This is a genomic window from Brevundimonas sp. FV1ye7S, assembly GCF_058680995.1.
Map to the genome: position 1 here is coordinate 2,090,024 of NZ_CM178726.1, position 25,727 is coordinate 2,115,750.

General features: G+C 65.5%; 29 protein-coding genes and 1 tRNA gene. 10 read left to right on the forward strand and 20 right to left on the reverse strand.

All coding sequences use genetic code 11. From position 1 onward, the window contains the following. Positions 1-87: 87 nt before the first annotated feature. The 5 genes from ACW18C_RS10080 to ACW18C_RS10100 all read right to left on the reverse strand — a co-directional run bounded on the left by ACW18C_RS10080 (position 88) and on the right by ACW18C_RS10100 (position 2,475). Positions 88-507: a hypothetical protein gene (locus tag ACW18C_RS10080; protein ID WP_492070735.1), complete on the reverse strand. Its 420-nt coding sequence runs from the start codon at positions 505-507 to the stop codon at positions 88-90. A 47-nt stretch (positions 508-554) separates the two neighbouring features. Next, entirely contained in the window at positions 555-884 is a 330-nt protein-coding gene (locus tag ACW18C_RS10085; RefSeq protein ID WP_492070736.1) for a hypothetical protein, read from the reverse strand. Then, on the reverse strand, positions 884-1,087 hold the full coding sequence (locus ACW18C_RS10090) for a helix-turn-helix transcriptional regulator (protein ID WP_492070738.1): 204 nt from the start codon (positions 1,085-1,087) through the stop codon (positions 884-886). Before ACW18C_RS10090 ends, ACW18C_RS10085 begins: the two co-directional genes overlap by 1 nt. A 102-nt stretch (positions 1,088-1,189) precedes the next feature. Further along, entirely contained in the window at positions 1,190-1,744 is a 555-nt protein-coding gene (locus ACW18C_RS10095) for a hypothetical protein (RefSeq protein ID WP_492070740.1), read from the reverse strand. Between the two features lie 488 nt (positions 1,745-2,232). After that, the gene (locus tag ACW18C_RS10100) at positions 2,233-2,475 is read right to left on the reverse strand and encodes a helix-turn-helix domain-containing protein (RefSeq protein ID WP_492070742.1); all 243 of its coding nucleotides are present in this window, start codon (positions 2,473-2,475) and stop codon (positions 2,233-2,235) included. Positions 2,476-2,579: 104 nt separating this feature from the next. Here ACW18C_RS10100 and ACW18C_RS10105 point away from each other — a divergent pair, with 104 nt between their 5' ends. Both ACW18C_RS10105 and ACW18C_RS10110 read left to right on the forward strand, forming a co-directional pair. Beyond that, the gene (locus ACW18C_RS10105) at positions 2,580-2,873 is read left to right on the forward strand and encodes a hypothetical protein (protein WP_492070743.1); all 294 of its coding nucleotides are present in this window, start codon (positions 2,580-2,582) and stop codon (positions 2,871-2,873) included. 11 nt (positions 2,874-2,884) lie between these two features. Continuing rightward, the gene (locus tag ACW18C_RS10110) at positions 2,885-3,532 is read left to right on the forward strand and encodes a hypothetical protein (RefSeq protein ID WP_492070744.1); all 648 of its coding nucleotides are present in this window, start codon (positions 2,885-2,887) and stop codon (positions 3,530-3,532) included. 937 nt (positions 3,533-4,469) lie between these two features. Here ACW18C_RS10110 and ACW18C_RS10115 read toward each other — a convergent pair. From ACW18C_RS10115 to lon, 3 genes are all read right to left on the reverse strand, one after another. Continuing rightward, positions 4,470-4,546 (reverse strand) — tRNA-Val (locus tag ACW18C_RS10115). 46 nt (positions 4,547-4,592) lie between these two features. Beyond that, positions 4,593-4,868, reverse strand: coding sequence for an HU family DNA-binding protein (locus ACW18C_RS10120; protein ID WP_008260193.1), 276 nt, complete (start codon positions 4,866-4,868; stop codon positions 4,593-4,595). A gap of 109 nt (positions 4,869-4,977) precedes the next feature. Further along, positions 4,978-7,374: an endopeptidase La gene (lon, locus tag ACW18C_RS10125; RefSeq protein WP_008262217.1), complete on the reverse strand. Its 2,397-nt coding sequence runs from the start codon at positions 7,372-7,374 to the stop codon at positions 4,978-4,980. A 985-nt stretch (positions 7,375-8,359) separates the two neighbouring features. Between lon and ACW18C_RS10130 the strand changes: the two genes are divergently transcribed. From ACW18C_RS10130 to ACW18C_RS10140, 3 genes are read left to right on the forward strand one after another with little or no spacing between them, the layout of a single operon-like run. Further along, complete coding sequence (locus tag ACW18C_RS10130; RefSeq protein ID WP_008261949.1) at positions 8,360-8,488, forward strand: hypothetical protein; 129 nt, start codon at positions 8,360-8,362, stop codon at positions 8,486-8,488. Continuing rightward, on the forward strand, positions 8,485-8,694 hold the full coding sequence (locus ACW18C_RS10135; RefSeq protein ID WP_183195150.1) for a hypothetical protein: 210 nt from the start codon (positions 8,485-8,487) through the stop codon (positions 8,692-8,694). Before ACW18C_RS10130 ends, ACW18C_RS10135 begins: the two co-directional genes overlap by 4 nt. Further along, the gene (locus ACW18C_RS10140; RefSeq protein ID WP_035306228.1) at positions 8,691-8,882 is read left to right on the forward strand and encodes a hypothetical protein; all 192 of its coding nucleotides are present in this window, start codon (positions 8,691-8,693) and stop codon (positions 8,880-8,882) included. Before ACW18C_RS10135 ends, ACW18C_RS10140 begins: the two co-directional genes overlap by 4 nt. Before the next feature lie 230 nt (positions 8,883-9,112). On the opposite strand, the gene clpX is transcribed toward ACW18C_RS10140, so the two are convergent. Then, a complete protein-coding gene (gene clpX / locus ACW18C_RS10145; RefSeq protein ID WP_008260240.1) occupies positions 9,113-10,381 on the reverse strand; it encodes an ATP-dependent Clp protease ATP-binding subunit ClpX in 1,269 nt (422 codons plus the stop codon). A 194-nt stretch (positions 10,382-10,575) separates the two neighbouring features. Here clpX and ACW18C_RS10150 point away from each other — a divergent pair, with 194 nt between their 5' ends. Then, complete coding sequence (locus tag ACW18C_RS10150; RefSeq protein WP_492070747.1) at positions 10,576-11,247, forward strand: HAD-IB family hydrolase; 672 nt, start codon at positions 10,576-10,578, stop codon at positions 11,245-11,247. Between the two features lie 3 nt (positions 11,248-11,250). Here ACW18C_RS10150 and ACW18C_RS10155 read toward each other — a convergent pair whose 3' ends face one another. The 3 genes from ACW18C_RS10155 to tig form a co-directional block, all read right to left on the reverse strand. Continuing rightward, positions 11,251-11,571, reverse strand: coding sequence for a hypothetical protein (locus ACW18C_RS10155; RefSeq protein ID WP_183195148.1), 321 nt, complete (start codon positions 11,569-11,571; stop codon positions 11,251-11,253). Positions 11,572-11,643: 72 nt separating this feature from the next. After that, entirely contained in the window at positions 11,644-12,291 is a 648-nt protein-coding gene (locus ACW18C_RS10160; RefSeq protein WP_008264353.1) for an ATP-dependent Clp protease proteolytic subunit, read from the reverse strand. Positions 12,292-12,453: 162 nt separating this feature from the next. Next, positions 12,454-13,797: a trigger factor gene (gene tig, locus ACW18C_RS10165; protein ID WP_492070749.1), complete on the reverse strand. Its 1,344-nt coding sequence runs from the start codon at positions 13,795-13,797 to the stop codon at positions 12,454-12,456. Positions 13,798-13,989: 192 nt separating this feature from the next. Here tig and ACW18C_RS10170 point away from each other — a divergent pair, with 192 nt between their 5' ends. Further along, complete coding sequence (locus tag ACW18C_RS10170) at positions 13,990-14,691, forward strand: MBL fold metallo-hydrolase (protein WP_372706003.1); 702 nt, start codon at positions 13,990-13,992, stop codon at positions 14,689-14,691. 161 nt (positions 14,692-14,852) lie between these two features. On the opposite strand, the gene ACW18C_RS10175 is transcribed toward ACW18C_RS10170, so the two are convergent. Then, a complete protein-coding gene (locus tag ACW18C_RS10175) occupies positions 14,853-15,146 on the reverse strand; it encodes a hypothetical protein (protein WP_492070751.1) in 294 nt (97 codons plus the stop codon). A gap of 109 nt (positions 15,147-15,255) precedes the next feature. Between ACW18C_RS10175 and ACW18C_RS10180 the strand changes: the two genes are divergently transcribed. Continuing rightward, complete coding sequence (locus tag ACW18C_RS10180; RefSeq protein WP_197019705.1) at positions 15,256-15,420, forward strand: hypothetical protein; 165 nt, start codon at positions 15,256-15,258, stop codon at positions 15,418-15,420. Between the two features lie 117 nt (positions 15,421-15,537). Further along, entirely contained in the window at positions 15,538-15,759 is a 222-nt protein-coding gene (locus tag ACW18C_RS10185; protein WP_291752576.1) for a con-10 family general stress protein, read from the forward strand. Positions 15,760-16,255: 496 nt separating this feature from the next. Here the strand turns inward: ACW18C_RS10185 and ACW18C_RS10190 are convergent, their stop codons facing one another. The 7 genes from ACW18C_RS10190 to ACW18C_RS10220 form a co-directional block, all read right to left on the reverse strand. Further along, positions 16,256-16,465 (reverse strand): hypothetical protein, encoded by a 210-nt coding sequence (locus ACW18C_RS10190; protein WP_492070754.1) that lies wholly within the window; start codon positions 16,463-16,465, stop codon positions 16,256-16,258. A 141-nt stretch (positions 16,466-16,606) separates the two neighbouring features. Beyond that, on the reverse strand, positions 16,607-18,769 hold the full coding sequence (gene egtB / locus ACW18C_RS10195; RefSeq protein WP_492070756.1) for an ergothioneine biosynthesis protein EgtB: 2,163 nt from the start codon (positions 18,767-18,769) through the stop codon (positions 16,607-16,609). Positions 18,770-18,886: 117 nt separating this feature from the next. Further along, positions 18,887-20,098, reverse strand: coding sequence for an acyl-CoA dehydrogenase family protein (locus tag ACW18C_RS10200; protein WP_492070758.1), 1,212 nt, complete (start codon positions 20,096-20,098; stop codon positions 18,887-18,889). Between the two features lie 104 nt (positions 20,099-20,202). Next, positions 20,203-20,508: an SCP2 sterol-binding domain-containing protein gene (locus ACW18C_RS10205; protein ID WP_035306210.1), complete on the reverse strand. Its 306-nt coding sequence runs from the start codon at positions 20,506-20,508 to the stop codon at positions 20,203-20,205. 259 nt (positions 20,509-20,767) lie between these two features. Next, positions 20,768-21,046, reverse strand: coding sequence for a SemiSWEET family sugar transporter (locus tag ACW18C_RS10210; RefSeq protein ID WP_492070759.1), 279 nt, complete (start codon positions 21,044-21,046; stop codon positions 20,768-20,770). A gap of 32 nt (positions 21,047-21,078) precedes the next feature. Continuing rightward, on the reverse strand, positions 21,079-22,587 hold the full coding sequence (locus ACW18C_RS10215) for an amidase (RefSeq protein ID WP_492070761.1): 1,509 nt from the start codon (positions 22,585-22,587) through the stop codon (positions 21,079-21,081). Beyond that, positions 22,521-24,770, reverse strand: coding sequence for a S9 family peptidase (locus ACW18C_RS10220; RefSeq protein WP_492070762.1), 2,250 nt, complete (start codon positions 24,768-24,770; stop codon positions 22,521-22,523). Before ACW18C_RS10220 ends, ACW18C_RS10215 begins: the two co-directional genes overlap by 67 nt. A gap of 108 nt (positions 24,771-24,878) precedes the next feature. Between ACW18C_RS10220 and ACW18C_RS10225 the strand changes: the two genes are divergently transcribed. Then, positions 24,879-25,694 (forward strand): ferredoxin--NADP reductase, encoded by an 816-nt coding sequence (locus tag ACW18C_RS10225; RefSeq protein ID WP_492070763.1) that lies wholly within the window; start codon positions 24,879-24,881, stop codon positions 25,692-25,694. Positions 25,695-25,727 lie beyond the last annotated feature (33 nt).

The window sequence follows — 25,727 nt, forward strand, 5'->3', positions numbered from 1 at the left end:
CAGCCTTGGTGCGAACGCCGTTCGCACCACCTGTAGCGCCGGCCTCGGTTTCCGCCTTCACTCGGTCGAAGGGGTTTGAGGGTTCACTCACAGCCGCCGCCCGGCCTCGCGCTGAAACTGGATGATCCGCGCCGCCCGAGCCTGATCATGGAGGTCGGCAGCATTCACACGCGCCGCCGCCCAGGGCGCATAGATCAGGCCGCGCCAGCCGAACCAGCTGAACAACTGAACGTCATAGATTCCTCGCCGATTGAAGAAGCGCTGGAGCGCCTTCGTTTCCGAAGCTGTGAGCGCATCGCTGCAGTCATCGACATACGCGCGAATGGCGCTCGCTTTCACATCGATCTCAGCCGCAAGGAAGCCAGCGGACAAACCGGCCAAGGCCAGCGCCGCCGTCAAAAGCGGCCCCTCAAATGGAGCGGCAGGCAGATTATCAGCCCAGCCCTGAAGGCGGCGAACCTGGCGCTCGCACAGGCCCGCAACGTCGCGAGCGACGGTGGTCATCATGTTCATATCTCCTGGATTGGGGCGCACGCCGCGCGCCGAGGATTAGGTCAGCTGCGGCTTTCGAAGGGATCGACGCCAAGGCTTTCAGCAAGGCGGATAGCCGCCTCTCGTTGAGGCAGAGCCGACACGAATGCGGCGAGGCTCACCAGATCACCACCGCGATCAGAGGTGGCGAAATCGCCCCACTTGCCCGTGATCAGATTGACCTTGAAGCTGCCTGGCTTGCGATCATTCCTGAGCGGATTTCGCGCCACCCACTCCATGCCGTCGCGACGGCCGTCAGGCAGCAGGCCCCGCACCACCGCGTCCGCGTTGCGAAGGGCGGCGGCGTTCACCCGGTCGAAGTCGATTCGGCCCGTGCGATGGTCGCTGGACATCAGACCGACGCCCCATATTCTGACGTGGATCCGGCCGCGCCTTCGGCGGCCCAGCTTTCCAGGTCTTCGACCCGGTAACGGATCGCACGACCGAGGCGCACGAACTTCGGCCCCCCACCAGTCAGACGGGCCTTGTTTAGGAAGCTCTCCGAAACCTTCGCCCAGCGAGCGGCTTCGGACACGGTGAAAAGTTCAGATGGCATTGGGTTATCCTCTCTAACCGGCTCACATTGGAGCCGAGAGGGGACATGCCGCCGTTCAGAAAGGCGCTCACTAGCGCATGGCGATCACACGCTAGCGGTTGGTTAGCTTACGCCAGCGAGGCGCACTGTTCCCGCATCTATCGCTGCTTTGAGATACCGCTTGACGGTCGGTAGGGACGGCGAATCTTCCAGCTTCCATCGCATCAATACTTCGATGGCTAGGGCCTCAAGAGCCCAGGGTCGCGTCTTTTTTGCCGGAAGCGGGTTAGCCAGAATCACATTTGCAAGCGAAGCCGCATGATCACGCCCAATCCTGGCCTTCTCGGCGCGGCGGGCATTCGTCTGACCGGCTCCAGCGGAAGTCGCGGCCTGGCTGTGTTGACCCTTCTCAAGCATCCTCCCGTGCAGGTCCCGCAACCGATGTTCAGCAAGATGAGCACCTAAGCCGAAGGCGGCATGCCAAAGAACAGCCGCCAACTCGGCCACATGCTCCCCATGGTTCGCCAACTGATCCTCGACATAGGTCATAGACTCGGAAGCACCGTATACCCGCTTCGCCCAGGCAATAGCCCCGAAAGCAGGCCAGGCGGCTGCGAACCGGGGACCTTCCTGGGCGATGAAGTACGACGTTGTGATCGGCACGGCGGTGGGTTCCATTGTGCCGTTCATACGGGGTCTTGGCAGCACGACTCGACCGGCCCTGTCCGGCACCTCGGCCCAATGCAGATCCTTTCCAACCCAAGCCCAGGCTATAGCGCGGTGCATGTAGTCACGCGGGTAGTTGTGCGCTTCCAGTATAGCCACTGCCGTTTCGCGCGCTTTGAGTGCGTCACCGGAGCGCCATGGTCTGTCCAACTCGACTGGCGTTCTCGGCCCCCATACGCCTTTCGGCACTTTCGCTTTTCGGGTTTGGTCAAACCCGATCCCCACAACAGATACATCCGGAGAGACTGTCACCAGTTGGGCAGACTCGCGACTACCGAGCAGAAAAACTGCGCCGGCCTCCGTCACTTCTTGAAACCCAAAAGCCCGCGCCTGCACCGGAGCGGACGCCGGTGCAGGCATTCCCACTTCCTCCTCAGGTCGCAACCGTTCCCAGTTTAGGGAACAGTCCTCTCCCGTAGACAACCGATAGGTCGGAAAGGTCATCCAGGAGCCCGACCAGACAAGGCGACAACAGCGCCGGTTCGATCTTGTTCGTCGATGACTTCAACTCCATGCGCATGGAAGGCCGCAATGATTTTGGCCGACGTCGCGTCCCGTGCGCTGACACCCGCTTCCAACCGATTGATCGTGGTCCAGGCGACGCCACTGCGTTCAGCCAGGTCCCGCATGGACCATTTGAGTATCGCCCGCCCAGCACGGCAGGCCTCCGGTGTAACTGCCATTCGCTCTCTTTCAGTCTAACGCAGAGTTAGATGATACAAGTGTATCAATCTCGTTGACAAGAGGGGACCGTTAAGCATACAAGTGTATGCATACGGAGACGGTCATGCAGATCACCAACGAAACCCGCCGCAGCGTTATGAAGGTCGCCTGGGCTCTGTTCCGGGAAGCCGCCACGAACGGCGTAGCCCGCCCCTTCCACGATGCACTGGCCGGAGCCTGGCGCTTCATCAAGCGCATGGCGGCGGCAAAGAAGCCGTCCAGGATTATCGCAAACGGCGGTTGCCTTGAGTTCCGGACCCCGCTCGTCCGCAGCCCCATCGCACGTCGCTATGGCGCCATGGCCCGCGTCGGCGGCCGGTCGAGCCTGGCCTACCTCACCGCGCGGGTCGGATCTTGAAGGAGGAACCAATGGCCCGATCATTGCCGAAGAAGGGGCGCGCCGGCGCGACCCGGCCGCTTTCCAACCCAAAGGGAGACACCACCATGAGCGCTGCTATCGCCCTCCACCCGAAGGCCACCACCGCACGCCGCCAGGCCCAGGCCGAGGCCTGCCCCGTCGCCGCTCTAGCAGACGAAGCCGCAGACCTTGTCGCCGCTTGGCAGGGTTTACGCGCCGCCATCCTGCCTCACCGAACGGAAACTTGGATCGGGCTGGCCGAAGTCATAGGGGAGCCTGCACCAACGGACCACGAAGAGGAGGTCAGTGCACGCGGGGTCCAGACGGCGATCAGGGAGCGCCTCGAAGGAATACAGGGCATCGCGCTTCATCGACGGGCCGCTAGTGCGAAGGGCGCGGCTTTTCAGGCGCTCATATTGAACCTGCACGTGAGCGATCTTCACTGCCTGGGCCTGGAGGCCGAGCCGACCCCCGAGCAACGCGACGGCATGGAAAAGAGCGAACACGCCGTAGAGCGAGGCCTGACTTCGATCATTCATTACCTCGCTGGCGCAGACGGCGAACTGCCCCCGCACCTGATTAAGCACTACATGATGGCGGCCCACGATCAGCCTGCAAGCTGCATTGAGCGAGCCGTGGCCCACTTCCGCCAACGCTAAACCAGAATGCGAACGCCGTTCGCGCCGCCCGCCAGGCCAGCCCTGGCGGGCTTCTTCGTGCTCAATTCCTTGCGAAGACGCCTGATGTACGCGGCCGCCGATGGATGGCACGGGCGGCCTTGGGTCCCCTGGACTCCAGCAAACCGAACCCCCTACCCCCCAGTTTAGTGCTGCATGCCGCTCAAACGTTCAGCCGTTCCCCGCGAGGGCAAGGGGAGCCCCACTTGCGCGCGGGGCAGGAGCGCGGAGGGGTTGGATCATGCCGCTAGATCTTCGGCCTGGAGCAACGGGCGAAGTTCAGAGCTTGTGAACATTGTCCCCACCCGTACCCACCATTCAGCAGTCGGTGGGTACGGCGTCTGGGAGCCAGAGAGCTAGAGATTGAAGGATTCTAGAAGAGAGTTCCCACCGGTCCCCACTGTCCCCACCCCTATCTAAGCTCTTTCGTTGCGAGGACCTGAAGGCGCAACGGTTCAAGGAGCCCTCCATCCAAGGCAGTGCGTCGGAATGCTACGGCGACGTTGCAGGCGCAACGGCTGTTGCACCGCTCGCGCAACCGCACACTATTTCACTCAAACGCTCTGCCGCACCCTATAGGCGGAAAGCGTCCGGGAAGGACCCGCAACTCCGATGTTCACCAGGTTCATAATGCTTGAACTGGTGAACGTGGCGTGAAGGCGCGCTCTGCCCCACCGTATAGAGGCCACCCCCCTAGGAAGGACCCGCGATCTCGACCGCAGGCCTGCCTCGCGCAAGTGGGGCCTCCCCCGCCCCCCAGCGCGGCGCGGTCGTGGAGGCCTCGTAACGAAGGCCTCGAACGGCGCTTGGATGGCCTCGAAATCCTGCGCGCGGGTATCTATTTGGTATCTGGTCAGCTTGACCAAGCATTCACCCCTGAAGGGGATTGCTCTAACGCGCTGTAATCATTGATAAACGGTGGTAGGCGGCGACGGGTTCGAACCGCCGACCCTCTCGGTGTAAACGAGATGCTCTGACCAGCTGAGCTAGCCGCCCAAGAAACCGAAGTGGAAACCGGAGCCGGGCTTATGCCCGTTGGGCTTCAACCGTTCAAGGCGCTTTTCAAGCCTTCGCCGGGGCGAAAGCGCGCGGTGCGGGAGGCGGGCCGGGCCACGGCCTGACCTGTCTGGGGGTTGCGGGCGACGCCGGCCTTGCGATCGACGGGGGTGAAACTGCCGAAGCCGATCAGCTTGACGTCCCGGCCCTGGGTCAGGGCTTCCACCACGCCGTCGGTGAAGGCTTCGAGCGCCGTCTTGGCCTGATCGCGGCTGATGTTCGCGGCCGTCGCCATACGGCCGATAAGTTCGGCTTTCGTCATGTCATCCTCCCAAGCGAGCCAGTAAAGGGCGGATCGGCGGTTGCGTCAAAAGCGAAAACGCCGCCGACAGAGGTGTCGGCGGCGTTTCGTCTGCGACTTAGGTCGCGGTTCAGTGGCTGACGGTCGCCGCAGCGCCGTCAAGCGGAGGCACGGGCGCGGGCAGAGGATCCGTCGCCTCATCCCATTCGACCGGTGTCAGGGGACCGGTCAGGGCCCAGTGCAGGGCCTCGTCCGCCGTGGAGATCGGCACGATTTCGAGCGCCGATTTGACGTTGTCCGGCACGTCCGCCAGGTCCTTCTCGTTCTCCTGCGGTATCAGCACCGTCTTGACGCCGGACCGCAGGGCCGCGAGCAGCTTCTCCTTCAGACCGCCGATGGCGGTGACCCGGCCGCGCAGGGTGATCTCGCCGGTCATGGCGATGTCCTTGCGGATCGGGATGCCGGTCAGGACCGAGACCATGGCCACGGTCATGGCGGCGCCGGCGGACGGACCGTCCTTGGGCGTCGCGCCGTCGGGCACGTGGACGTGGATGTCGGTCTTCTCGAACACCGGCGGCTTGACGCCGAAGGCCAGGGCCCGCGACCGCACATAGGAGGCCGCCGCCGAAATCGACTCCTTCATCACGTCCTTCAGGTTGCCGGTCACGGTCATGCGGCCACGGCCCGGCATCTTGATGGCCTCGATGGTCAGGATGTCGCCGCCGAACTCGGTCCAGGCCAGGCCGGTGACGATGCCGACCTGATCCTCCTCGTCCGTCTCGCCATAGCGGAACTTCCGGACGCCGGCGTATTCGGCCAGCTTCTCGGCGTCCACCGTGATCGACGTGACCTTGGTCTTGGCCATCTCGCGCACGGCCTTGCGAGCCAGGCCGCCCAGGGCGCGTTCCAGCGACCGCACCCCGGCCTCGCGGGTGTAGTAACGGATCAGGTCGCGGATCGTGTCTTCCGGCACGATCAGTTCGTCGGCCTTCAGCCCATGGTCCGTCAGCTGCTTGGGCAGGACGTGACGCTTGGCGATCTCGACCTTTTCGTCCTCGGTGTAGCCCGACACCCGGATGATCTCCATCCGGTCCATCAGCGGCTGCGGCATGTTCAGGCTGTTGGCCGTCGTCACGAACATGACCTGGGACAGGTCGTAGTCCACCTCCAGATAGTGGTCGCCGAAGGTCGAGTTCTGGGCCGGGTCCAGCACCTCGAGCAGGGCCGAGGACGGGTCGCCGCGCCAGTCGGACCCCAGTTTGTCGATCTCGTCCAGCAGGACGAAGGCGTTGGTGGTCTTGGCCTTCTTCATCGACTGGATGATCTTGCCGGGCATGGAGCCGATATAGGTCCGGCGGTGACCGCGGATCTCGCTCTCGTCGCGCACGCCGCCCAGCGACATGCGGACATATTCACGCCCGGTCGCCTTGGCGATGGACTTGGCCAGCGAGGTCTTGCCGACGCCGGGAGGGCCGACGAGGCACAGGATCGGCCCCTTCAGGCTGCCGGTACGGGCCTGGACCGCCAGATATTCGATGATCCGTTCCTTGACCTTCTCCAGGCCGAAGTGGTCCTCCTCGAGGATCTCCTCCGCCTTGACCAGATCGATCGGCTTCTGCTTGGCCTTGCCCCACGGCACGGACAGCAGCCAGTCGAGATAGTTCCGGACCACGGTCGATTCCGCCGACATCGGCGACATGTTGCGCAGCTTCTTGACCTCGGCCTCGGCCTTGGCGCGGGCTTCCTTGGACAGGCGCGTCTTACGGATGCGCTTCTCCAGGTCCATGATCTCGTCGCGCGCGTCGTCGGTCTCGCCCAGCTCGCGCTGGATCGCCTTCATCTGCTCGTTCAGATAATATTCGCGCTGGGTCTTCTCCATCTGGCGCTTCACGCGCGAGCGGATCTTCTTCTCGACCTGCAGGACCGAGATTTCGCCCTCCATCAGGCCATAGACCTTCTCCAGCCGCTTGGGCACGTCGAAGGTTTCCAGCAGGCCCTGTTTGTCGATGATCTTGACCGACAGGTGGGCGGCCACCGAGTCCGCCAGCTTGGAGGCGTCGGTGATCTGGGGGATGGAGCTGAGGGCCTCGGGCGGGACCTTCTTGTTCAGCTTCACATAGTTTTCGAACTGTTCGACCACGGCGCGCAGCATGGCCTCGGTCTGGGAGGCGTCGCCCGGCTCGTCCTCGATCTCGACGGCCTCGGCCTCGAAATAGTCCTCGCGGTCGGTGAAGCGGGTCAGGCGCGCCCGGCCCTTGCCCTCGACCAGAACCTTGACGGTGCCGTCGGGCAGTTTCAGCAGCTGCAGCACGCTGGCCAGCACGCCGATCGGATAGATGGCGTCGGGCGACGGATCGTCGTCGACGCTGTTCTTCTGGGTCGCCAGAAGGATCTGCTTTTCGCCCTTCATGATCTCGTCGAGGGCCTTCACCGATTTCTCGCGGCCGACGAAGAGCGGCACGACCATATGCGGGAAGACGACGATGTCTCTCAGCGGCAGGACGGGCAGGATCTTTGTTTCAGTCATGATGCGTACTCCTGGGCCATTGATGATCTCCGGCCCGCCGCCACGGTCGCCCGGACAAGAGGTCCGACCAGCGCATGACAGCCCGTCGATTCCGACGGCGTTCGGATGAGTATGTGGTTTGAAAGAGCCGTGGTTCAAGCGTGGCTGGCGAACGGCCCACACCTGCGTGGTTTGGACGCCGCACGCACATGCGGAATTGGCCCTGTCCTCGCCGTTTCGCGGCGAAGTTGGGGAGGGCGTGGGACGCCGGGTCTGCACCCGGGGTTTGAGGTTTTAAGTACCGTTTCGGCGCAGTCGTCGTCCCACGCGGTCGTTTTCCACACGCACTCCGGCTGGCGGCCCTATTCTTCGAGCCTTGCCGGATCGGCGGGCCGTCTTGCGACGGCTTCGCCGGGGCGGACATGCCGACAAGGATCGACAGCGGCCCGCTTTCCTAGGCGTGCGGCGAGCAGGAGGCGGCATCCATCGCCGCCCCTAAGGACCCCGGCGGTCTCCTCCCCGCCGGCTTCATCGCTCGACCACAGCCCCGCCGCCGTCAGGGCGCTGGATCCGACGCCCTCCCCATCGGCGGGGATGAGAGGATGATAAGGGCGCCGGCGGGTATGGCGGGCAAATAGGGGCGAGATTCTTTTAGGGCGTTGAAATCGTTCGATTCAGACCAGCGTCATTGTGACAGTTGGCCTAGGTTGTCGATCATCACTTTCGTCATTCCGGGCGGAGGGCCGCTTGGCCCGCAGACCCGGAACCCAGCGGCGCGCGAGAGCGCGAACCTGCCGCGGATTAGGTCGTCCGGCATTGTGCGGCGGATGGATTTCGCCTTTGGCGCCGCTGGGTTCCGGGTCTCCGCTGCGCTTCGCCCGGAATGACGAAAGAGGGAGGGCGGCGAGGTGAATGTAGCGCTTTACGTCCGCATTACGCCGGCCCGCGCTTTCGACATGGCGGCTTTACGGGGTTTGGGCGTCTTCTGGTCGGCGAAGGAGAGACCATGAGCCGTTCACATCTACTGGCGGAATCGCTGAAACGATCCGCAGACAAACCGTCCACACTGAAGATGGCCTGGACCGTCATCGGCGCTCTGTTCGGTGCGCCGATTCACCGGGGGCCGTCGCGATGATGCAGGGCCATCTGGAAGGCGGGGCCGCCGAGCCGGTCCCGCCGCGACGATACAGGGTCGTGGCACGTGCGGCCGGATGGGCCGTCGCGGTCAACGGCGCGGCGACCCGTCCCCTGCCTGATCGGGCCGCAGCCGAACGGCTTGCGGCGCGGCTGCAGGCCGAGGCCGATCGGTTGAACCGCGACCAGCACAGGCGGGCGCAATGATCGCCGCCCCTCCCCCTTCGCCGCCCGCTGTCGAAACCCTGACGATCCAGCCCGCGAACGGCCGCTGGCTTGTCACCTCGAGCGACGGTTTGTTCGAGGGCGTCTTCACCGACGCCAAGAGCGCCGTTCAGTGCGCCCGGGCCGAGGCGGAAGCCCATCCCGGTCATATGCTGGTGCTGGGCGGCTGATCAGATCTTCCCCCGCTTGCGGGGGAAGTGTCGCGTCGTGGCGCGAAGCGACACGCGTGACGATGGGGGAAGTCTTCTTCCAGCAAGCCAGCCTCCCCTCTCCGACCCTGGTCCGCTGCGCGGACGCCGGGCCACCTCTCCCGCAAGCGGGAGAGGGTCTGAGCGGAGACAGAAAAAGGGCCGGAGCGTTGTCGCTCCGGCCCTTCATTTCAGTGCGGAGCGACGCCCGATCAGGCGGCGCCGTCGGCCTTCTTCTTGGAGGCCTCGGAATAGATCAGCAGGGGCTGGGCCTTGCCGTCGATGACCTCGGCGTTGACCACCACTTCCTCGACGCCTTCGAAGGTCGGCAGTTCGAACATGGTTTCCAGCAGAATGCCTTCCAGGATCGAACGCAGGCCCCGCGCGCCGGTCTTGCGGGTGATGGCCTTCTTGGCGACGGCGATCAAGGCGTCGTCGGTGAAGGTCAGTTCGACATTCTCCATCTCGAACAGGCGCTTGTACTGTTTGACCAGGGCGTTCTTGGGCTCGGTCAGGATGGTGACCAAGGCGGTTTCGTCCAGGTCTTCCAGGGTCGCCAGCACGGGCAGACGGCCGATGAACTCGGGGATCAGGCCGAACCGCATCAGGTCGTCAGGCTCGACGCCCTTGAGGATGTCGCCGGTGCGACGCTCGTCGATTTCCTTGACCTGGGCGCCGAAGCCGATCGAGGCCCCTGCCCCGCGCGCCGAGATCACCTTCTCCAGCCCGGCGAAGGCGCCGCCGACGATGAAGAGGATGTTGGCGGTGTCGACCTGCAGGAACTCCTGCTGCGGATGCTTGCGGCCGCCTTGCGGAGGCACGGAGGCGACGGTGCCTTCCATGATCTTCAGCAGGGCCTGCTGCACGCCCTCGCCCGAGACGTCGCGGGTGATGGAGGGATTGTCCGACTTGCGGCTGATCTTGTCGATTTCATCGATATAGACGATGCCGCGCTGGGCCCGTTCGACATTGTAGTCGGAGGCCTGGAGCAGCTTCAGGATGATGTTCTCGACGTCTTCGCCCACATAACCGGCTTCGGTCAGGGTGGTGGCGTCGGCCATGGTGAAGGGCACGTCGATGATGCGCGCCAGGGTCTGGGCCAGCAGCGTCTTGCCCGACCCGGTCGGGCCGATCAGCATGATGTTCGACTTGGCCAGCTCGACGTCGTTGTTCTTCGTCGCGTGGTTCAGACGCTTGTAATGGTTGTGAACGGCGACCGAGAGGACCTTCTTGGCGTGCGACTGGCCGATGACGTAGTCATCCAGGACGTCGCGGATCTCCTTCGGCGTGGGGACGCCGTCGGTGGTCTTCTTGAACCCGATCTTGTGCTCTTCACGGATGATGTCCATGCACAGTTCGACGCATTCATCGCAGATGAACACGGTCGGGCCCGCAATCAGTTTGCGGACCTCGTGCTGGCTCTTTCCGCAGAACGAGCAGTACAGGGTGCTTTTGGCGTCAGAGCCGGCTGCTTTGGTCATAGACCCTTATCTCACTCCCGCGGAGCGGACCGAAATGGCCCGAAACGCGCTTCCTCCACGTTGATTCCAGCACTCTGGACGCAAAGGTCTTCAAAAAATGACAATCACCCATCCCACGTTCAACGACAACCCCGAAGGCGGCAGGGGAATGTTGCAAGGCGGGGATGGATCAGTGTCGGTGGGGATCAAGGCGAATGTCTGACATGGGGAGCTTGCAGGATTTGCGCCAGTCCCGGACGAAGTCGGTAGACGCGCCGGACCGGGGCGCGGCGCCCATCGTGGCCTTTGATTTCGACGGCACCCTGACTATTCGCGACAGTTTCACCGAATTCCTGCGCTGGCGCGCCGGTCCCGGCGGCTGGGCCCTGGGCCTGGTCAAGCTGGCGCCCGCCCTGGCCGTCTATGCGCGGGACCGGGATCGGGGTCGGATCAAGGCCGCCTCGGTGAAGGAATTCCTGGCCGGCGAGACGAAGACGGCCCTGGAGGCCGAGGCGACGCAATTCGCGGACACCGTCTGGGATCGCTTCATACGGCCCGACGCGCTGAAGGTCTGGAACGATTGGGGCGAACGCGGCGCCCATCGCGTGATTGTGACCGCCTCGCCCGAGACCACGGTGGCGCCCTTTGCACACAGACTGGGCGCCGAGGCCTTGCTGGGCACCCCGCTGGTGTTCGATTCGGAACAGAGGGTGACGGGCGCATTCGCTGGGCCGAATTGTCGCGGGCTGGAAAAGGTGCGGCGTCTGAAGGCCGCCTATGGCGAGGACATGGTGCTGACCGCCGCCTATGGCGACACCTCGGGCGACCGCGAGATGCTGGCCATGGCGAAGCAGCCCGGATTCAGGGTGTTCCGCCAGAAGCCGTGACGGTCAGGCGCCGTCCGCATCCACATCAAACACGACCGCCTTGCCGCGCGAGGTCGGGTCCCATCCCGCCTCCATGGCCGAGGCGACGGCGTTGCGGACCGCATCGACATTGACGCGCTGCTTCTCGACGTCGGGCCGGCCGTTGGGGCGCAAGGGCGGCGGAAACTGCACGATGGCTTCGCGCTTGAAATCGACGTGGCGCAAAGACACGGCCATGCCCTCCCAGACGTTGCCGCCCTTGGGTTGAGGCTGGCGACGGATTTCCCAAACATAGGTCTCGCCGTCGACCTCGACCGTGCCGCTGGGATCTCGTGTGAACTGCATGACGGTTCCGATAGCACAAAATGAAAAGGGCGCGCCGCGACGGCGCGCCCTTTCGCCATATCATCCGGCGGTTTAGTGGCCGGGCGTCTTGACGCCGTCGGCGTCGGCCTGTTCGCGCTTGTCGTAGACGTGGTCGACGATGCCCCAGGCCTTGGCCTCTTCGGCCGACATGAAGTGGTCGCGGTCCAGGGTCTTTTCGACTTCTTCGTAGGTCCGGCCGGTGTGGTGGACGTAGATCTCGTTCAGACGCTTCTTGGTGTAGCGGATGTCGGCGGCGTGCAGCTCAATGTCCGAGGCCTGGCCGCGGAAGCCGCCCGAAGGCTGGTGCACCATGATACGAGCGTTCGGCAGGGCGATGCGCTGGCCCGCGGCGCCGGCCGTCAGGATCAGCGAGCCGGCCGAGGCCGCCATGCCCATGACCACGGTCGAGACCGGGCTCTTGATGTACTGCATGGTGTCATAGATCGCCAGCGCCGAGGACACCTGTCCGCCGGGGCTGTTGATGTACATGGAGATCTCCTTCTTGGGGTTCTCCGATTCCAGGAACAGCAGCTGGGCGCAGATCAGCGAGGCCATCGTGTCCTCGAAGGGCCCCGTCAGGAAGATGATCCGCTCGCGAAGCAGGCGCGAGAAGATGTCGAAGGAGCGCTCGCCCCGGCTGGACTGCTCCACCACCATGGGGACGAGGTTCATGTTCATCAGTTCGATCGGATCGCGCATATGGCCTTCTCGATAATGCGGGGGACGGGCGAATCAGTGATCGCACGCCTTGTTAGTCTGCATATCGCGTCATGAAGACCTCCTTACAAGGCCGGCCCTGGACACGAAAAAAGCGGAGGCCTTGCGGCCCCCGCCTTTTGGAACATCAAACTCGGGGAGCGATCAGCCCTCTTCGTCTTCCTTCAGCAGCTCTTCCTTGGTGATCGGCTTGTCGGTCACTTCGGCCAGGCCGACGATCAGGTCGACGACCTTTTCCTCGTAGATCGGGGCGCGCATCTGGGCGGCGGCGTTGGGGTTCTGGCGGTAGAAGTTCAGGACGGCCTGCTCCTGGCCCGGATAGTTGCGGGCTTCCTGAAGCAGGGCGGCGTTCAGCTCCTGGTCGGTGACCTGGACATTGTTGGCGCGGCCGATCTCGGCCAGGACCAGACCCAGGCGCACGCGACGCTCGGCGATCTTGCGGTATTCGGCCTTCAGGTCTTCGTCGGACTTGGCGGCGTCCTCTTCCGGCAGACGGCCGGCGGCCTTGTCGGCCTCGACCTGTTGCCAGATGCCGTCGAACTCGGCCTCGACCATCTTCGGCGGCAGCGGGAAGTCATGGGCCGTGTCCAGCTGGTCCAGCAGGGCACGCTTCAGCTTGAAGCGGGCGGCGCCGGCGTATTGCTGGTTCAGGTTCTGGCTCAGCAGTTCCTTCAGCTTGTCCAGGGATTCCAGACCGATGCGCTTGGCGAAGTCCTCATCGACCTTGGCTTCGACCTCGGCCTTGATGGCCTTCACCTTGACGTCGAAGGTGGCCAGCTTGCCGGCCAGATGGGCGGCCTGATAGTTTTCCGGGAAGGTGACCTCGATGGTCTTTTCTTCACCGACCTTGGCGCCGGTCAGTTGCTCTTCGAAGCCGGGGATGAAGCGGCCCGAGCCGATCACCAGGTCCGCGTCCTCGGCGGCGCCGCCGTCGAAGGGTTCGCCGTCCAGCTTGCCCAGGAAGTCGATGGTCAGTTGGTCGCCCTCGGCGGCCTTGACGGTCTTGCCCTTCTTGTCCTCGTAGGACTTGGCCTGGCCGGCCAGCTCGGTCAGGGCTTCGTCCAGATCGGCGTCCGAGGCTTCGTAGGTCGGGCGGTCCAGCTTCAGGGTCTTGGGATCGACCGGGGTGAAGTCCGGCATGATTTCCAGGGCCATCTCATAGGCCAGGTCTTCCTGACCGGCGATGACCTTGTCCATGTCGGAGGTCAGCTTCATCTCGGCCGGGGCGGCCGGACGGACCTTGGCCTCGTCCAGGGCCTTCTGGCTGGTCTCGTTCAGTTCGGCGTTGATGATCTCGCCCATGAACTCGCGGCCGAAGGTCTTCTTGACGTGGGCGACCGGCACCTTGCCCGGGCGGAAGCCCTTCAGCTTCACCTGGGGGGCGACTTCCTTGACGCGGGCTTCGAGCTTCTCGTTCAGCTCCGCGACGGGAATGGTGACCGCGAGCACGCGGCTGAGGCCTTCGTTCGACTTTTCGACGACTTGCATGGTCGGGATTTCTGACGCTCTGGGGCGCATGGACCGTCGAGACGGCCGGCGCGGAATGGATAAAGCAAGAAGGCCGCCCCGTTAGGAGCGGCGCCTCGAAGCCCGCCCTTATGTCGAGAAGGGCTCCAAAGGTCAACGCGAGCGTGGCCTCGGACAGTGGTTTCACGCCGCATCGGGGGTTATGTTGGCCGAATGAGCCAGCCAGCCTCCCCCATCGGCGTCTTCGTCACGCCCGTCACCCCGCTTCAGCAGAACTGCACCACCGTCTGGTGCACCGCGACGAACAAGGCCGCCGTGATCGATCCGGGCGGCGCGGTCGATGCGGTTCTGGGCGAGGTTGAGCGGCGGGGGCTGACCCTCGATCAGATCTGGATCACCCACGGCCACCTGGACCACGCCGGCGGCGCGGCCGAGATGCAGGAGAAGACCGGGGTCCAGATCACCGGGCCGCAGAAGGCCGATCAGTTCTGGATCGACCGGATCGTGGAAAGCGGCCGGATGTACGGCCTGCCCGACGCCCGCCCCTTCACCCCCGACCGGTGGCTGGAAGACGGCGACACGGTCAGCCTGGGCGAGACGACCTGGGAGGTGCGCCACTGCCCCGGCCATACGCCGGGCCATGTGATCTTCTTCAATCGCGCGGCGCGATTCGCCCAGGTCGGCGACGTTCTGTTCAAGGGGTCGGTGGGCCGCACCGACTTCCCGATGAGCGATCCGCCCGCCCTGATCCGCGCCGTGGTCGAGAAGCTGTGGCCGCTGGGCGACGACGTGACCTTCGTGCCGGGGCACGGGCCGATCTCGACCTTCGGCGAGGAGCGGCGGACCAATCCCTTCGTGTCGGATGCGGCGCTGCAAAGGGCGCCGATCCAGCGGGAACCGGTGGGGCCGGCTTAGATTCCTTCCTTCTCCCCTTGCGGGAGAAGGTGGCCCGAAGGGCCGGATGAGGGGTCCGGCGGCGGGCCAACTCGCACCACCTTACCCTCACCCTTTCGCGCAAGGACGATCGCTGCGCTCTCGTGCGCTCAATCCCTCTCCCGATGGGAGAGGGTGTCTATCTAGCGGCGCAGAAGCATGCCGATGATGACGCCGACGCCCAGGGCGTAGAGGGTGGTCTTCATCGGTTCATCGCGGATGCCGTCGCGGGCGGTTTCGACCCGGCCGACCACCTTGCTGCGGATCAGTTCGGCGTCGTCGCGCAGGGCCTGACGCAGGGAGGTCGTATTTTCGAAGCTGCGGCGCTCGCCTTCGGCCAGGATGGCGTCGGCCTGACGGTCCAGGCGCTGGGTCAAGGTGTCGTCTTCCAGGACGATGTCGTCGGGCGATGCGGGGGTGATGGGGGTCTGGGTCATGGTGATCTCCGGGGTTCGGACACTGAACCGGCGCGCCCCGATCCAGTTCCAACCCGGCCGTGAACATTGCGGGTCGCGTGGCGTTCTTTCAGCCTCAAAGGAGAAGACCATGACCTATGTCGAACCCACGCCCCCCGGAACGCCGCAACCCGAGATCCAGCCGGACCCGACGCCCCAGCCCGAAATCGATCCGTCCGACACGCCCGACGAAATGCCGCCGATGGAGCCCGGCGGCGGCGGCGAAGGCGATTCCCGCCCCTACGGAGCCGATTGAAGTCAAACCACAAAGACGTTCAGAGGCGGGACAGTAAAACGAAGTTCCGCACGGAACCGTCACCGAGTCACAGGGTTCACTTCGGCAAGCGCAACCGCAGCACTGAAAGGAACACCGATGGACAGCCAACCCACGCGACCCTCCGGCGTTTCCAAGCGAGGCTTCGCCTCGATGGATCCGGAACGGCAGCGCGAGATCGCGCGCAAAGGGGGCGCCAGCGTCCCCAGCGAAAAACGAAGCTTCTCCCAGGACCGCAGCCTGGCGGCCCAGGCCGGACGCAAGGGCGGCGAGGCCTCTCACGGGCCGAAGAAGGACGCGGCTTCGAACGAAGCCGAGTGATACGGCTTCAGTGACATTCTGCAGGGCGGCGCGTCAAAGATGCGCCGCCCTTTTTTTTGGTCCGGTCGGTCTGCGGACAGCTCATGAATGAGAGAGACAGCGACACGGTCAAAGGTCGGACGCCGGCGCCCGTAAGCGGACGTTTCAAACGGCTGTTATGGGTGGTTAGCGGACATTTCGACCGCGAAGGTATTCCACCGTGTAGGCCAGTGTTGGGATGACGATTACAACCACAGCAAGGAGTCCGAGTCGCCCGCCCCACTCAGCGGGGAAAATGGACTGCAAGGCCCCGAAGGTTACACCAGCCAAGCCGCCCCACAAGCCGATGCGCAATCTCGACATTCTATTACCTTTAGTGTTCTCGCCGCCTACAGAACAACCACAAGCGGTCCGGTTCTGCAATGGGTCGGTCCCCACTCTCAGGCCGGGATCTGGACACTGCCCGGATCACCGGTGAGCTGACCTTCCGGACTTCGCCTAGGGGTGGGAAGCGGACTTAAGGAATTTCGACCGCAGCGATGCCAACCTCGCCACCACTGAACTTCTTGTGGCTGCCCCGAACAATCGTCCCCGGAGCGAAAGCCCACTCCTCGTCTTCAGGCATCTCCCCCTCGACGCGATAAGTGTCGGCTGACAACTGTGTCGCTTCGACCGGACGCCAAACGCTCGTGCCTTCGTTCAATAGCGGCATGTAGATGGTGGGCATCTCAAACTCCTCCCGCCATGCTGGATCGCGGAACGATTGTCCGCAATGGGTCGCGAAGCGAAATTGACCCACCGTCAGAAAGCCGACCGTCAGATCACGACTGCAGGCGCTGCCGGCCTTGCGGAAGCTCGCCCCGGGGGTTCACCCTCGCAGCAAGGCCAGGGCGACGCGGGGTTCGGGCGAAACCTCGAAACCGGCCATGGACCAGCCGGACTCCTTGGCCAGTGCGGCGACCGAATCCCGCGTGAACTTGCGCGAGCTTTCGGTGTGGATGGTCTCTCCGGCCATGAAGTTAAAACGGGCCTCGCCGACATGCGCGGCGGTTTGACGCGTGGCCTGGAGGTGCATCTCCATTCTGGACTGATCCGGGTTCCAGACGGCGCGGTGGGCGAAGGCGTCGAGGTCGAAATCGGCGGCCAGGTCGGCGTTGGCGCGGGCCAGGAGGTTCAGGTTGAAGGCGGCGGTGACGCCCTGGCTGTCGTCATAGGCGGCGACCAGGATCGCGGGATCCTTGACCAGATCGACGCCCAGAATGAACAGCGCCCCCTCCCCCAGCATCCGACGCGCCGAGGCCAGGAACCGCACCGCCTCCTCGGGCTCCAGATTGCCGATGGTCGAGCCGGGGAAGAAACCGATGCGCCGGCCGTGCGGCAAATCGTCCGGCAGGGGCGCCAGATGTTCGAAGTCGCCGAGCAGCGGCTGGACCCGCAGGCGGGGATAGTCGGCGCGGATACGGGCGGCGGCGTCCAGCAGGGCCGTCTCGCTGATGTCCAGCGGCACATAGGCGCCGAGGTCGGGCGCGGCGTCGAGCAGGAGGCGGGTCTTTTCGCTGGCGCCCGATCCGAACTCGACCAGGACGGCGTCGGGGCCGAAGTCGGCGGTCAGGGCGGCGGCGCGGTCGCGCAGCAAGGCCGTCTCCTGACGGGTCGGATAATATTCCGGCAGGGCGGTGATGTCCTCGAACAGGCGCGAGCCCTCGGCGTCGTAGAACCATTTGGGCGGCACGGCCTTCTGGCCGCGCGACAGGCCCTGGACCAGGTCACGCCGGAAGGCGGCGGTCTGGGTGTCGTCCTCGGGGGAAAGCTTGCGCTCGCGCGGAGCGTCTTCGGCCAGTCTCAGACCCATGAAGGCCCACCTCTGTTGGGGGTAGAAGAAGTTGCGATAGGTGATGCGGGCGTGGCCGGGGGGCGTGGCGAATGCGCCGCCGCGCAGGACCATCTGATTGGCCATGAACTTGCCATTGTACTCGGCCGCCGTGCCCGGCGTCGGCTGGAAGCCGGGGTATGGGGCGTAGGCGCTGGACGTCCACTGCCAGACCTCACCCGACAGGTTGGAGAAGGCGTCGGGGGCCGTGGTGGCGGCGTGCTCCCACTCGGCCTCGGACGGCAGGCGTTTGCCGGCCCAGCGGGCGTAGGCGTCGGCCTCGTAGAAGCTGACATGACGCACCGGGGCGGAGGGATCGACGGGAACGCGGCCGGTCAGGCCCATGACGGTCCAGTCGTCGCCGTCGCGGCGCCAGTAGAGGGGCGCGGTCCAGGCCTCGGCCTTCACCGTGGCCCAGCCGTCGGACAGCCACAGCTCGGGTCGGGCGTAGCCGCCATCGGCGATGAAGCCCAGCCAGTCGCCGTTGGTCACGAGGTCGGCGGCCAGGGCGAAGGGCTCGAGCCAGACCCGGTGCGACGGGCCCTCGTTGTCGAAGGCGAAACCGGCGCCGTCGTGACCGATCGAGACCAGGCCGCCGTCGAAGGCGACAGCGCCGCCGCGCGGACCCTCAACCGGCGCCTGACGCGGCTCGACCGCATAGGCGGCCGGGTCTAGCGGCGAGCGGGACATCAGGTTCAGCAGGTCCATCAGGAATAGCTCCTGATGCTGCTGGTCGTGGTGGAGGCCCAGTTCGAACAGATAGAGTTGCTGACCGCTGGACGGCCCCGAGGCCAGCCAGGCGGCCATGCGGCGATCGATCTCGCGCCGATAGGCCAGGACCTCGTCCACCGAGGGGCGGGTCATCAGGCCGCGCTGGGGCCGGGGCACCCGTTCGCCCAGGGCCTCGTAGTAGGAGTTGAACAGCTGCTGGAAGCGCGGATCGACCGGCGCGTAGCCCGGATCGGCCGAGAGGATCATCGCCTCGAAGAACCAGCTGGTGTGGGCCAGGTGCCATTTGCCGGGACTGCAATCCGGCATGGACTGGGCCGACAGGTCCTCGGGCGAAAGGCCGTCGGCCAGGGCGGGCATGGCGGCCCGGGTCTCCCTGAAACGCGCCACATCCGACGCCGCCCGCGTATCGGGCTCGAAGCGAGCATTCATGTCAGCCGTTCCGTCCCGCCTCAGCCCCGAAGCCCCGGCGGGCGTCGCGTCGTCCAAGCAGAACGAACGTCACGCCTCAGCCGGAGTTCCCCTGATCTAGGAAGCGTAACGGTGAATTCAACGCACCGGCTTGCCGCCGTGTTTGGCGTACTCCAGCCGGGCGATGCTGCGGTTGTGAACCTCGTCCGGGCCGTCGGCGATCCGCAGGGTGCGCACCGTCGCATAGAGTTCGGCCAGGGGCGTGTCGCCCGAGACGCCGGCGCCGCCGAAGGCCTGGATGGCGTCGTCGATGACCTGAAGCGCCATGCGGGGGGCGGCGACCTTGATCTGGGCGATTTCGGAGCGGGCGTTCTTGGCCCCCGCCTCGTCCATCATCCAGGCGGCCTTCAGCACCAGCAGGCGGCACATCTCGATATTGGTGCGGGCGTCGGCGACCCTCTGCTCCCAGACCGAATGTTCGGCCAGCTGTTTCCTGAAGGCGGTGCGGTTCAAGAGGCGCTTCACCATCAGCTCCAGCGCCCGCTCGGCCGCGCCGATCACGCGCATGCAGTGGTGGATACGGCCGGGGCCGAGGCGCCCTTGCGCGATCTCGAACCCCCGGCCCTCGCCGGCGATCAGGTTCGAGGCGGGGACGCGGACGTTCTCCAGCACCACCTCGGCGTGGCCGATGGGGCGTTCGTCATAACCGAAGACCGACAGCATCCGCTCGACACGGAAGCCGGGCGTGTCGACGGGGACGATGATCTGGGACTGCTGGGCGTGGGTGGCGGCGTCGGGGTCGGTCTTGCCCATGACGATGGTCACCGCGACGTTCGGGTGGGCCATATTGGTCGACCACCATTTGCGGCCGTTGATGACATAGTGGTCGCCGTCGCGCTCGATCCGGGTCTGGATATTGGTGGCGTCGGACGAGGCGACCTCGGGCTCGGTCATCAGGAAGGCCGAGCGGATCTCGCCGGCCATCAGCGGCTTCAGCCAGCGGTCCTGCTGGGCGGCGTCGCCGTACATGTGCAGGACTTCCATATTGCCGGTGTCGGGGGCGTTGCAGTTGAACACCTCCGACGACCACAGATGGGCGCCCATCATCTCGGCCAGGGGGGCGTAGTCGAGGTTGGTCAGGCCCGCGCCATGCTCGCCCGGCAGGAACATGTTCCACAGGCCCGCCTCGCGGGCGGCGGCCTTCATGGCCTCCATGACCGGGGGCTGGCGGTTCGGGTTCTCGCGAACCTGGGCGAAATATTCGGCCTCGCGCGGGATGACCTTTTCATCGAGGAAACGGCGCACGCGGGCGTGCCAGTCCAGGGCGCGGTCGGAATGTCTGAAGTCCATGTCGTTTCCTCGTTTTTCGTTCGCGTCTCTGACGGGCGCTGAAGACGAAAACGGCGCGGCCCCGAGGGGAGCCGCGCCGCAATCAACTGTTGCTCAGCCTGCCATCAGCGCTTCAGCAGCGGGGCCAGTTTCTGGGCGATCATCATGTCGCCGGCGATCTTCAGCTTGCCCTGCATGAAGGCCATCATCGGATCCAGCTTGCCTTCCGACAGGGCCATGAAGTCATCCCATTTCATCGAGATGGTGGCGTCGGCGGGCTTGTCTTCGTTGGTGACGGTGTTCGGCGCCGAGGCGCCGTCGATGAAGATCTTGCCCTCGTCGCCGAGGTCGAGCTTCACGGTCTTGCCGAGGCCGGAGTTGTCGCCGACGGCGCCGCGGATGTGTTCTGTGACTTGTGCGAGATCAGGCATTGGAGGCGTCTCCCTTGGACGTTGGAACACATGCCGTAACCCGCATCGCGCAGGGCGCCAAGATCACGTCGGGTAAAGCTGTCGTCACTTGTCGTCGGACGAGCGCGAATACAGGCCGGCCAAGGCCAGCGCGGCCATGAAGAAGACGAAGGCCGCGACGATAGCGGCGACGAATGGGACTGCGTCCTGGGGCATGCGAAATCTCCTCCGCCCACGATTGCGCCGTCAGACAGGGTTCGCCTTGATCCGGATCAAACCGTCACGCTTCGGGATCGCCGTCCCGGAACCGCCATTTCATCGCCAGCACGCCCGAGGCCATGACCAGGGCGCATGAGTTGGCGATGGTCACCGGCCAGGCCTGGGTCATGACGCCATAGACGACCCACAGGGCGAAACAGGTCACCGTCAGGGAATAGGTCTTCAGACTGACCGAGGAGGCGTCGCGCTCCTTCCAGATCTTGACCGCCTGGGGCGCGAAACTGGTCACGGAGCAGACCGCTGCGGCCGAGCCGACGATATTGGCGATCAGGTCGCTCATGCCGCATCCCCTGCGGCCGCGACCGCCCGATGTCAGGGCCGGGATACAGGCGGCGGCCGCCGCGCCTGCGTCGCCTGTTCGAAGGCGTAACCAAGGGAAAGGATGCGCGCGTCATCCCATTTTCCACCGATAAAGCTGAGACCTACGGGCATATTCTGATCAAACCCCATCGGCACGGTCAGGTGGGGATAGCCGGCGACGGCGGCCAGACGGCTGGCGGCGCCCTGCATGTCGTCGTCGTCCCTGGGGTCATTGGTCCAGGCGCGCGAGGTGGTGGGGGCGACCAGGGCGGACAGGCTGTGCGCCCGCATCAGCCGGTCGATCCCCTCATCCCCCGCCAGTCGCATCGAGGTGGCGCGAGCGGCGATATAGTCGGGGTCGTCCAGCCCGCCCAGGGCCTGGGCCTGTTCGAAGATGTCCTGGCCGAACAGCACGGTCTCGCGCGGTTCGGCGGCGTTGAAGGCGATGACGTCGGCCAGGGTGCGTGTCTTGACCTGGGTCGGGTCGGTCGAGGCCAGATAGGCGTTCAGATCGTGCTTCAACTCGTACAGCAGCACCTTGAACTCTGCCTCGCCCAGGGTGCGGCCGTCAGGCCCCTCCGGCAGATCGACCAGGACGGCGCCGGCGTCGCGCATAGCTTGGAGGTTCTGTTCGAACACCGCCTGGGTCTCGGGCGAATAGCCCTTGAGGAAACGCATCACGCCGATGCGCGCGCCACGCAGCGACCCGGCGTCGAGGGCGGCGACATAGTCGGTCTTGCGCGCATCCGCCTCGACCGTGGCGGCGTCGGCAGGGTCCGAGCCGGCGATGACGGTCAGCACCCGCGCGGCGTCGCGAACGGTCGCCGCCATCGGGCCTGCGGTGTCCTGGGAATGGCTGATCGGCACGATGTGGGTGCGCGAGACCAGGCCGACCGTGGGCTTGAACCCGACGATCCCGTTGACCGAGGCCGGACAGGTGATCGAACCGTCCGTCTCTGTGCCTATGGCCGCAGGCGTCAGGCCCAGGGCCACCGCCGCGCCGCTGCCGGACGAGGAGCCGCAGGGGGTGCGGGCGAGATCATAGGGGTTCAGGGTCTGGCCGCCGACCGCGCTCCAGCCGCTGATCGAGTCCGACGAGCGGATATTGGCCCATTCCGACAGATTGGTCTTGCCGACGATGACCGCGCCCCCGGCGCGCAGACGGGCGACCAGGGGCGCGTCGCGGCCCGGCGCATTGTTCGCCAGAGCCAGAGACCCGGCCGTGGTCGGCATGTCCGCCGTCTCGATATTGTCCTTCAGCAGGATCGGCATTCCGGACACGGCGGACACGCCGCGGCCGGTCGGCGAAGAGTCGCTCCAGCGCAGGACGGCGTGGGCGCTGTCGTTCAGGCGGCCGGCCGCGACCACAGCTGCGGCGGACGGATATTCCCCGGCCTGACCGCCCGCCCCGGCCGCACATCCCGCCAGGGACAGCGCGACCGCAGCCGCGAGGATCAGTCGGCGGCCGGTTCCGCCCGCTTGCCGATCGTGCGGTCCAGGAAGTCGAGATAGGTGCGCCATTGCTGAAGTTGCCTCGGTTCGCCGCGGACGCCGTGTCTCTGGCCGGGATAGAGCATCATCTCGAACGGCGTGCTCTTGGCCTGAAGGGCGTCGATCACGCGGGTGGCGTTGCCGAAGATGACATTGTCGTCGGCCATGCCGTGCAGGATCAGCAGCCGGCCGGTCAGATCGTCCAGGCGCGGCAGGACGTCGGTGGCGGCGTAGCCTTCGGGGTTGTCCTGCGGCGTGGACATGTAGCGTTCGGTGTAATGGGTGTCGTAGAGGCTCCATTCGGTCGGCGCCGCGCCCGCCAGTGCGGCCGCCAGATCCGCATCCTTGTCGGTCAGGGTCAGCAGGCTGAGGAAGCCGCCGAAGCTCCAGCCCATGACCGCGATATGGTCAGGATCGACATAAGGCAGCGTCTTCAACCATTTGGCGGCCAAGGCCTGATCCTCGACCGCAGGAAGACCCAGGCGGCGATAGATGCTGGTCTCGAAGGCCTGGGACCGGTCGCCCTCGCCGCGGTTGTCGACGCGGAAGACGATATAGCCGGCCTCGGTCAGCAGTTGGTTGGTCAGGGGCTGCCAGCTCTTCTGCACGCCCGCGCCGGTGCCGGGGCCGCCATAGACCTGCATCACCACCGGGTACTTCTTCGACGGATCGAAGTCGGGCGGCGTGGTCATGCGCCAGACCAGGGTTTCGCCGTGGCTCTGCATCGTGCCGAACTCGGGCGTGCGAAGACGCGAGACATAGGGGGCGAAGGCGTGGGCGGCGTCGAGCCTGTTCTCTTCGATCCAGCGGATCCGCGTGCCGTCGATACGGTACAGGGCCGACTGGGGCGGGGTCTTGGGATCGGAATAGTTGCCGACATAGGCCGTCGCCGGCCCGTTGACCGAGACGTTCCACCAACCGCCGGCCGGGGTCACCGCCACCGGATCGACCGTGCGGTTCAGGCTGGCGCGGAACATCTGCTGTTCAATCGGCAGTTCCTTGCCGTCGCGCATCGAGGCGGTGAAATAGACCTCGCCGGTCTGTTCGTTGACGCCGTCCAGATGTTTGACCGGATAGTCGCCGCGCGTGATGGCGCGCAGGCGCCGACCGTTGCGGTCGTACAGATACAGGTGGCGCCAGCCGCTGTCCTCGTTCGACCAGATGAACCGGCCGTCCGCCAGGACATGGAAGTCGTTGTTCAGATCGACCCAGGCCTGGGCCTTCTGGCTGAGGATCACGCGCGCGGCGCCGGTGGCCGGGTCGACGCTGAGCAGGTCCAGCGTCTTCTGGTCGCGCGACTGGCGCTGGACATACAGGGTCTTGCCGTCGTCGGCCCAATCGACCCGCGCCAGATAGATGTCGGTGTTCGCCCCCAGGTCCACCTTGACCCGCGCGCCGGTCTGCAGGTCGCGGACATAGAGTTCGACCACGGCGTTGGGCCGGCCGGCGCGGGGATAGCGCTGCTCGACCATGGTGGCGCCGGCGCCGGTGATCTCGAACCGGGGCACGATATCCACCGGGCTTTCGTCCACGCGGGTCAGGGCGATGTAGCGTTCGTCGGGGCTCCACCAGTAGCCGGTGTCGCGGTCCATCTCCTCCTGGGCGATGAACTCGGCCGTGGCCCAGGTGATCAGGCCGGCGCCGTCGTCGGTGATCGGCGTCTCCTGGCCGGTGGCCAGATCATAGATCACCAGGTTCTGGTCGCGGACATAGGAGACGTAGCTGCCCTTGGGCGAGACCTTGGCGTCGATCTCGTCGGCGGCGGTCTCGGTCAGGCGACGCACCTTGCCGTCGGCGCGGCTGGCCAGGAAGATGTCGCCTTCCAGCGGCGCCAGGATGTAGCGGCCCAGCTGGTCCCAGGAATAGTCGACGACGCCGCGGGCGCTGATCCGCATCCGCTCGCGCCGGGCCTTCTCGGCCTCGGACAGTTCGCCGGCGTCGGGGACCAGGGCGCGGGCGTCGATCAGCTTATAGGCCTCGCCCTCGCCGGTCGGGGCGGCCCACAGGTCCTGGACGTCCACATTGTCCTCGCGCGAGCGCAGGAAGGCCACCAGTTGGCCGTCGGGCGACAGGCTGACCCCCTTGGCCACCGGGCCGTTCAGGCTGGGGCTGGAGAAGACCCGCTCGGGCGTCAGGATGTTGGAGGGCGACTCCTGGGCGACCGCTGAACCGGCCGAGAGGAGGATGGTCGAGGCGAGAAGAATTGTGCGCATGGTCGGCGACGCTAGCGGCGCTTCTGCAAGCCGTCACGAGGAAAAGTCGTCATCGGAGCGATGGCTTTTCCTTCCCTGCGAGCGGGTCTCAGATTAGAGAAGCGCACGATGACCGACGCCGCCCTCTCCCCCGCTCCCGTCAAAGCCAGCCCGTTCAACGAACTGGAGGTTCTGTGGGTCCGCCACTGGACCGACAGCCTGTTCAGCTTCGGCGTGAAACGGCCCGAGGATTTCCGCTTCCGTTCGGGCGAGTTCGTGATGATCGGCCTGCCGGGAGAAGACGGCGGCAAGCCGGTGCTGCGCGCCTATTCCATCGCCAGCCCCTGCTGGGCCGAGGAGCTGGAGTTCTTCTCGATCAAGGTCGCCGACGGTCCCCTGACCTCGCGCCTGCAGAAGATCCAGCCGGGCGACACGGTGCTGATGGGCAAGAAGCCGACGGGCACCCTGGTCCTGGACGCCCTGACCGGCGGCGAGCGGCTGTTCCTGATCGGCACGGGCACGGGCCTGGCCCCCTGGCTGAGCGTGGCGCGCGATCCCGAGACCTATTCCCGCTTCGGCCATGTCTATGTGATCCACACGGTGCGCAGCGTCGCGGACCTGGCCTATCGCGACTTCTTCACCCGCGAGATCCACGACGATCCGCTGATCGGCGACGAGGCCAAGGCGCAGCTGACCTATTATCCGACGGTCACGCGCGAGGAATTCCAGACCCCCGGCCGGATCACCGACCGGATCAAGTCGGGCGACTTCTTCCGTGACCTGGGCCTGCCCGAAGGCTTCGATCCGGCCAAGGACCGCGTCATGCTGTGCGGCTCTATGGCCATGATCAAGGAAGCCGGCGAACTGCTGGAGACCTATGGGCTCAAGGAAGGCTCCAACGCCGAGCCTGCCGACTATGTGCTGGAACGCGCCTTCGTCGGCTAGGGGTTGAAAAGTCCGCCCATCCCGGCGAAAGCC

What these genes read in the sequence shown, in the direction of transcription:
- ACW18C_RS10150 (WP_492070747.1), top strand. Translation starts at nt 10,576, where the DNA reads ATGTCTGACATGGGGAGCTTGCAGGATTTGCGCCAGTCCCGGACGAAG.
- ACW18C_RS10190 (WP_492070754.1), bottom strand. Translation starts at nt 16,465, where the DNA reads ATGCCCACCATCTACATGCCGCTATTGAACGAAGGCACGAGCGTTTGG.
- ACW18C_RS10110 (WP_492070744.1), top strand. Translation starts at nt 2,885, where the DNA reads ATGGCCCGATCATTGCCGAAGAAGGGGCGCGCCGGCGCGACCCGGCCG.
- ACW18C_RS10140 (WP_035306228.1), top strand. Translation starts at nt 8,691, where the DNA reads ATGATCGCCGCCCCTCCCCCTTCGCCGCCCGCTGTCGAAACCCTGACG.
- ACW18C_RS10100 (WP_492070742.1), bottom strand. Translation starts at nt 2,475, where the DNA reads ATGGCAGTTACACCGGAGGCCTGCCGTGCTGGGCGGGCGATACTCAAA.
- ACW18C_RS10130 (WP_008261949.1), top strand. Translation starts at nt 8,360, where the DNA reads ATGAGCCGTTCACATCTACTGGCGGAATCGCTGAAACGATCCGCAGAC.
- ACW18C_RS10175 (WP_492070751.1), bottom strand. Translation starts at nt 15,146, where the DNA reads ATGACCCAGACCCCCATCACCCCCGCATCGCCCGACGACATCGTCCTG.
- ACW18C_RS10170 (WP_372706003.1), top strand. Translation starts at nt 13,990, where the DNA reads ATGAGCCAGCCAGCCTCCCCCATCGGCGTCTTCGTCACGCCCGTCACC.
- ACW18C_RS10185 (WP_291752576.1), top strand. Translation starts at nt 15,538, where the DNA reads ATGGACAGCCAACCCACGCGACCCTCCGGCGTTTCCAAGCGAGGCTTC.
- ACW18C_RS10095 (WP_492070740.1), bottom strand. Translation starts at nt 1,744, where the DNA reads ATGGAACCCACCGCCGTGCCGATCACAACGTCGTACTTCATCGCCCAG.
- ACW18C_RS10160 (WP_008264353.1), bottom strand. Translation starts at nt 12,291, where the DNA reads ATGCGCGATCCGATCGAACTGATGAACATGAACCTCGTCCCCATGGTG.
- ACW18C_RS10085 (WP_492070736.1), bottom strand. Translation starts at nt 884, where the DNA reads ATGTCCAGCGACCATCGCACGGGCCGAATCGACTTCGACCGGGTGAAC.
- ACW18C_RS10220 (WP_492070762.1), bottom strand. Translation starts at nt 24,770, where the DNA reads ATGCGCACAATTCTTCTCGCCTCGACCATCCTCCTCTCGGCCGGTTCA.
- lon (WP_008262217.1), bottom strand. Translation starts at nt 7,374, where the DNA reads ATGACTGAAACAAAGATCCTGCCCGTCCTGCCGCTGAGAGACATCGTC.
- tig (WP_492070749.1), bottom strand. Translation starts at nt 13,797, where the DNA reads ATGCAAGTCGTCGAAAAGTCGAACGAAGGCCTCAGCCGCGTGCTCGCG.
- ACW18C_RS10225 (WP_492070763.1), top strand. Translation starts at nt 24,879, where the DNA reads ATGACCGACGCCGCCCTCTCCCCCGCTCCCGTCAAAGCCAGCCCGTTC.
- ACW18C_RS10215 (WP_492070761.1), bottom strand. Translation starts at nt 22,587, where the DNA reads ATGGCGCACCTATCTCGACTTCCTGGACCGCACGATCGGCAAGCGGGC.
- ACW18C_RS10080 (WP_492070735.1), bottom strand. Translation starts at nt 507, where the DNA reads ATGATGACCACCGTCGCTCGCGACGTTGCGGGCCTGTGCGAGCGCCAG.
- ACW18C_RS10155 (WP_183195148.1), bottom strand. Translation starts at nt 11,571, where the DNA reads ATGCAGTTCACACGAGATCCCAGCGGCACGGTCGAGGTCGACGGCGAG.
- ACW18C_RS10120 (WP_008260193.1), bottom strand. Translation starts at nt 4,868, where the DNA reads ATGACGAAAGCCGAACTTATCGGCCGTATGGCGACGGCCGCGAACATC.
- ACW18C_RS10205 (WP_035306210.1), bottom strand. Translation starts at nt 20,508, where the DNA reads ATGCCTGATCTCGCACAAGTCACAGAACACATCCGCGGCGCCGTCGGC.
- ACW18C_RS10210 (WP_492070759.1), bottom strand. Translation starts at nt 21,046, where the DNA reads ATGAGCGACCTGATCGCCAATATCGTCGGCTCGGCCGCAGCGGTCTGC.
- ACW18C_RS10105 (WP_492070743.1), top strand. Translation starts at nt 2,580, where the DNA reads ATGCAGATCACCAACGAAACCCGCCGCAGCGTTATGAAGGTCGCCTGG.
- egtB (WP_492070756.1), bottom strand. Translation starts at nt 18,769, where the DNA reads ATGAATGCTCGCTTCGAGCCCGATACGCGGGCGGCGTCGGATGTGGCG.
- ACW18C_RS10180 (WP_197019705.1), top strand. Translation starts at nt 15,256, where the DNA reads ATGACCTATGTCGAACCCACGCCCCCCGGAACGCCGCAACCCGAGATC.
- ACW18C_RS10200 (WP_492070758.1), bottom strand. Translation starts at nt 20,098, where the DNA reads ATGGACTTCAGACATTCCGACCGCGCCCTGGACTGGCACGCCCGCGTG.
- ACW18C_RS10135 (WP_183195150.1), top strand. Translation starts at nt 8,485, where the DNA reads ATGATGCAGGGCCATCTGGAAGGCGGGGCCGCCGAGCCGGTCCCGCCG.
- clpX (WP_008260240.1), bottom strand. Translation starts at nt 10,381, where the DNA reads ATGACCAAAGCAGCCGGCTCTGACGCCAAAAGCACCCTGTACTGCTCG.
- ACW18C_RS10090 (WP_492070738.1), bottom strand. Translation starts at nt 1,087, where the DNA reads ATGCCATCTGAACTTTTCACCGTGTCCGAAGCCGCTCGCTGGGCGAAG.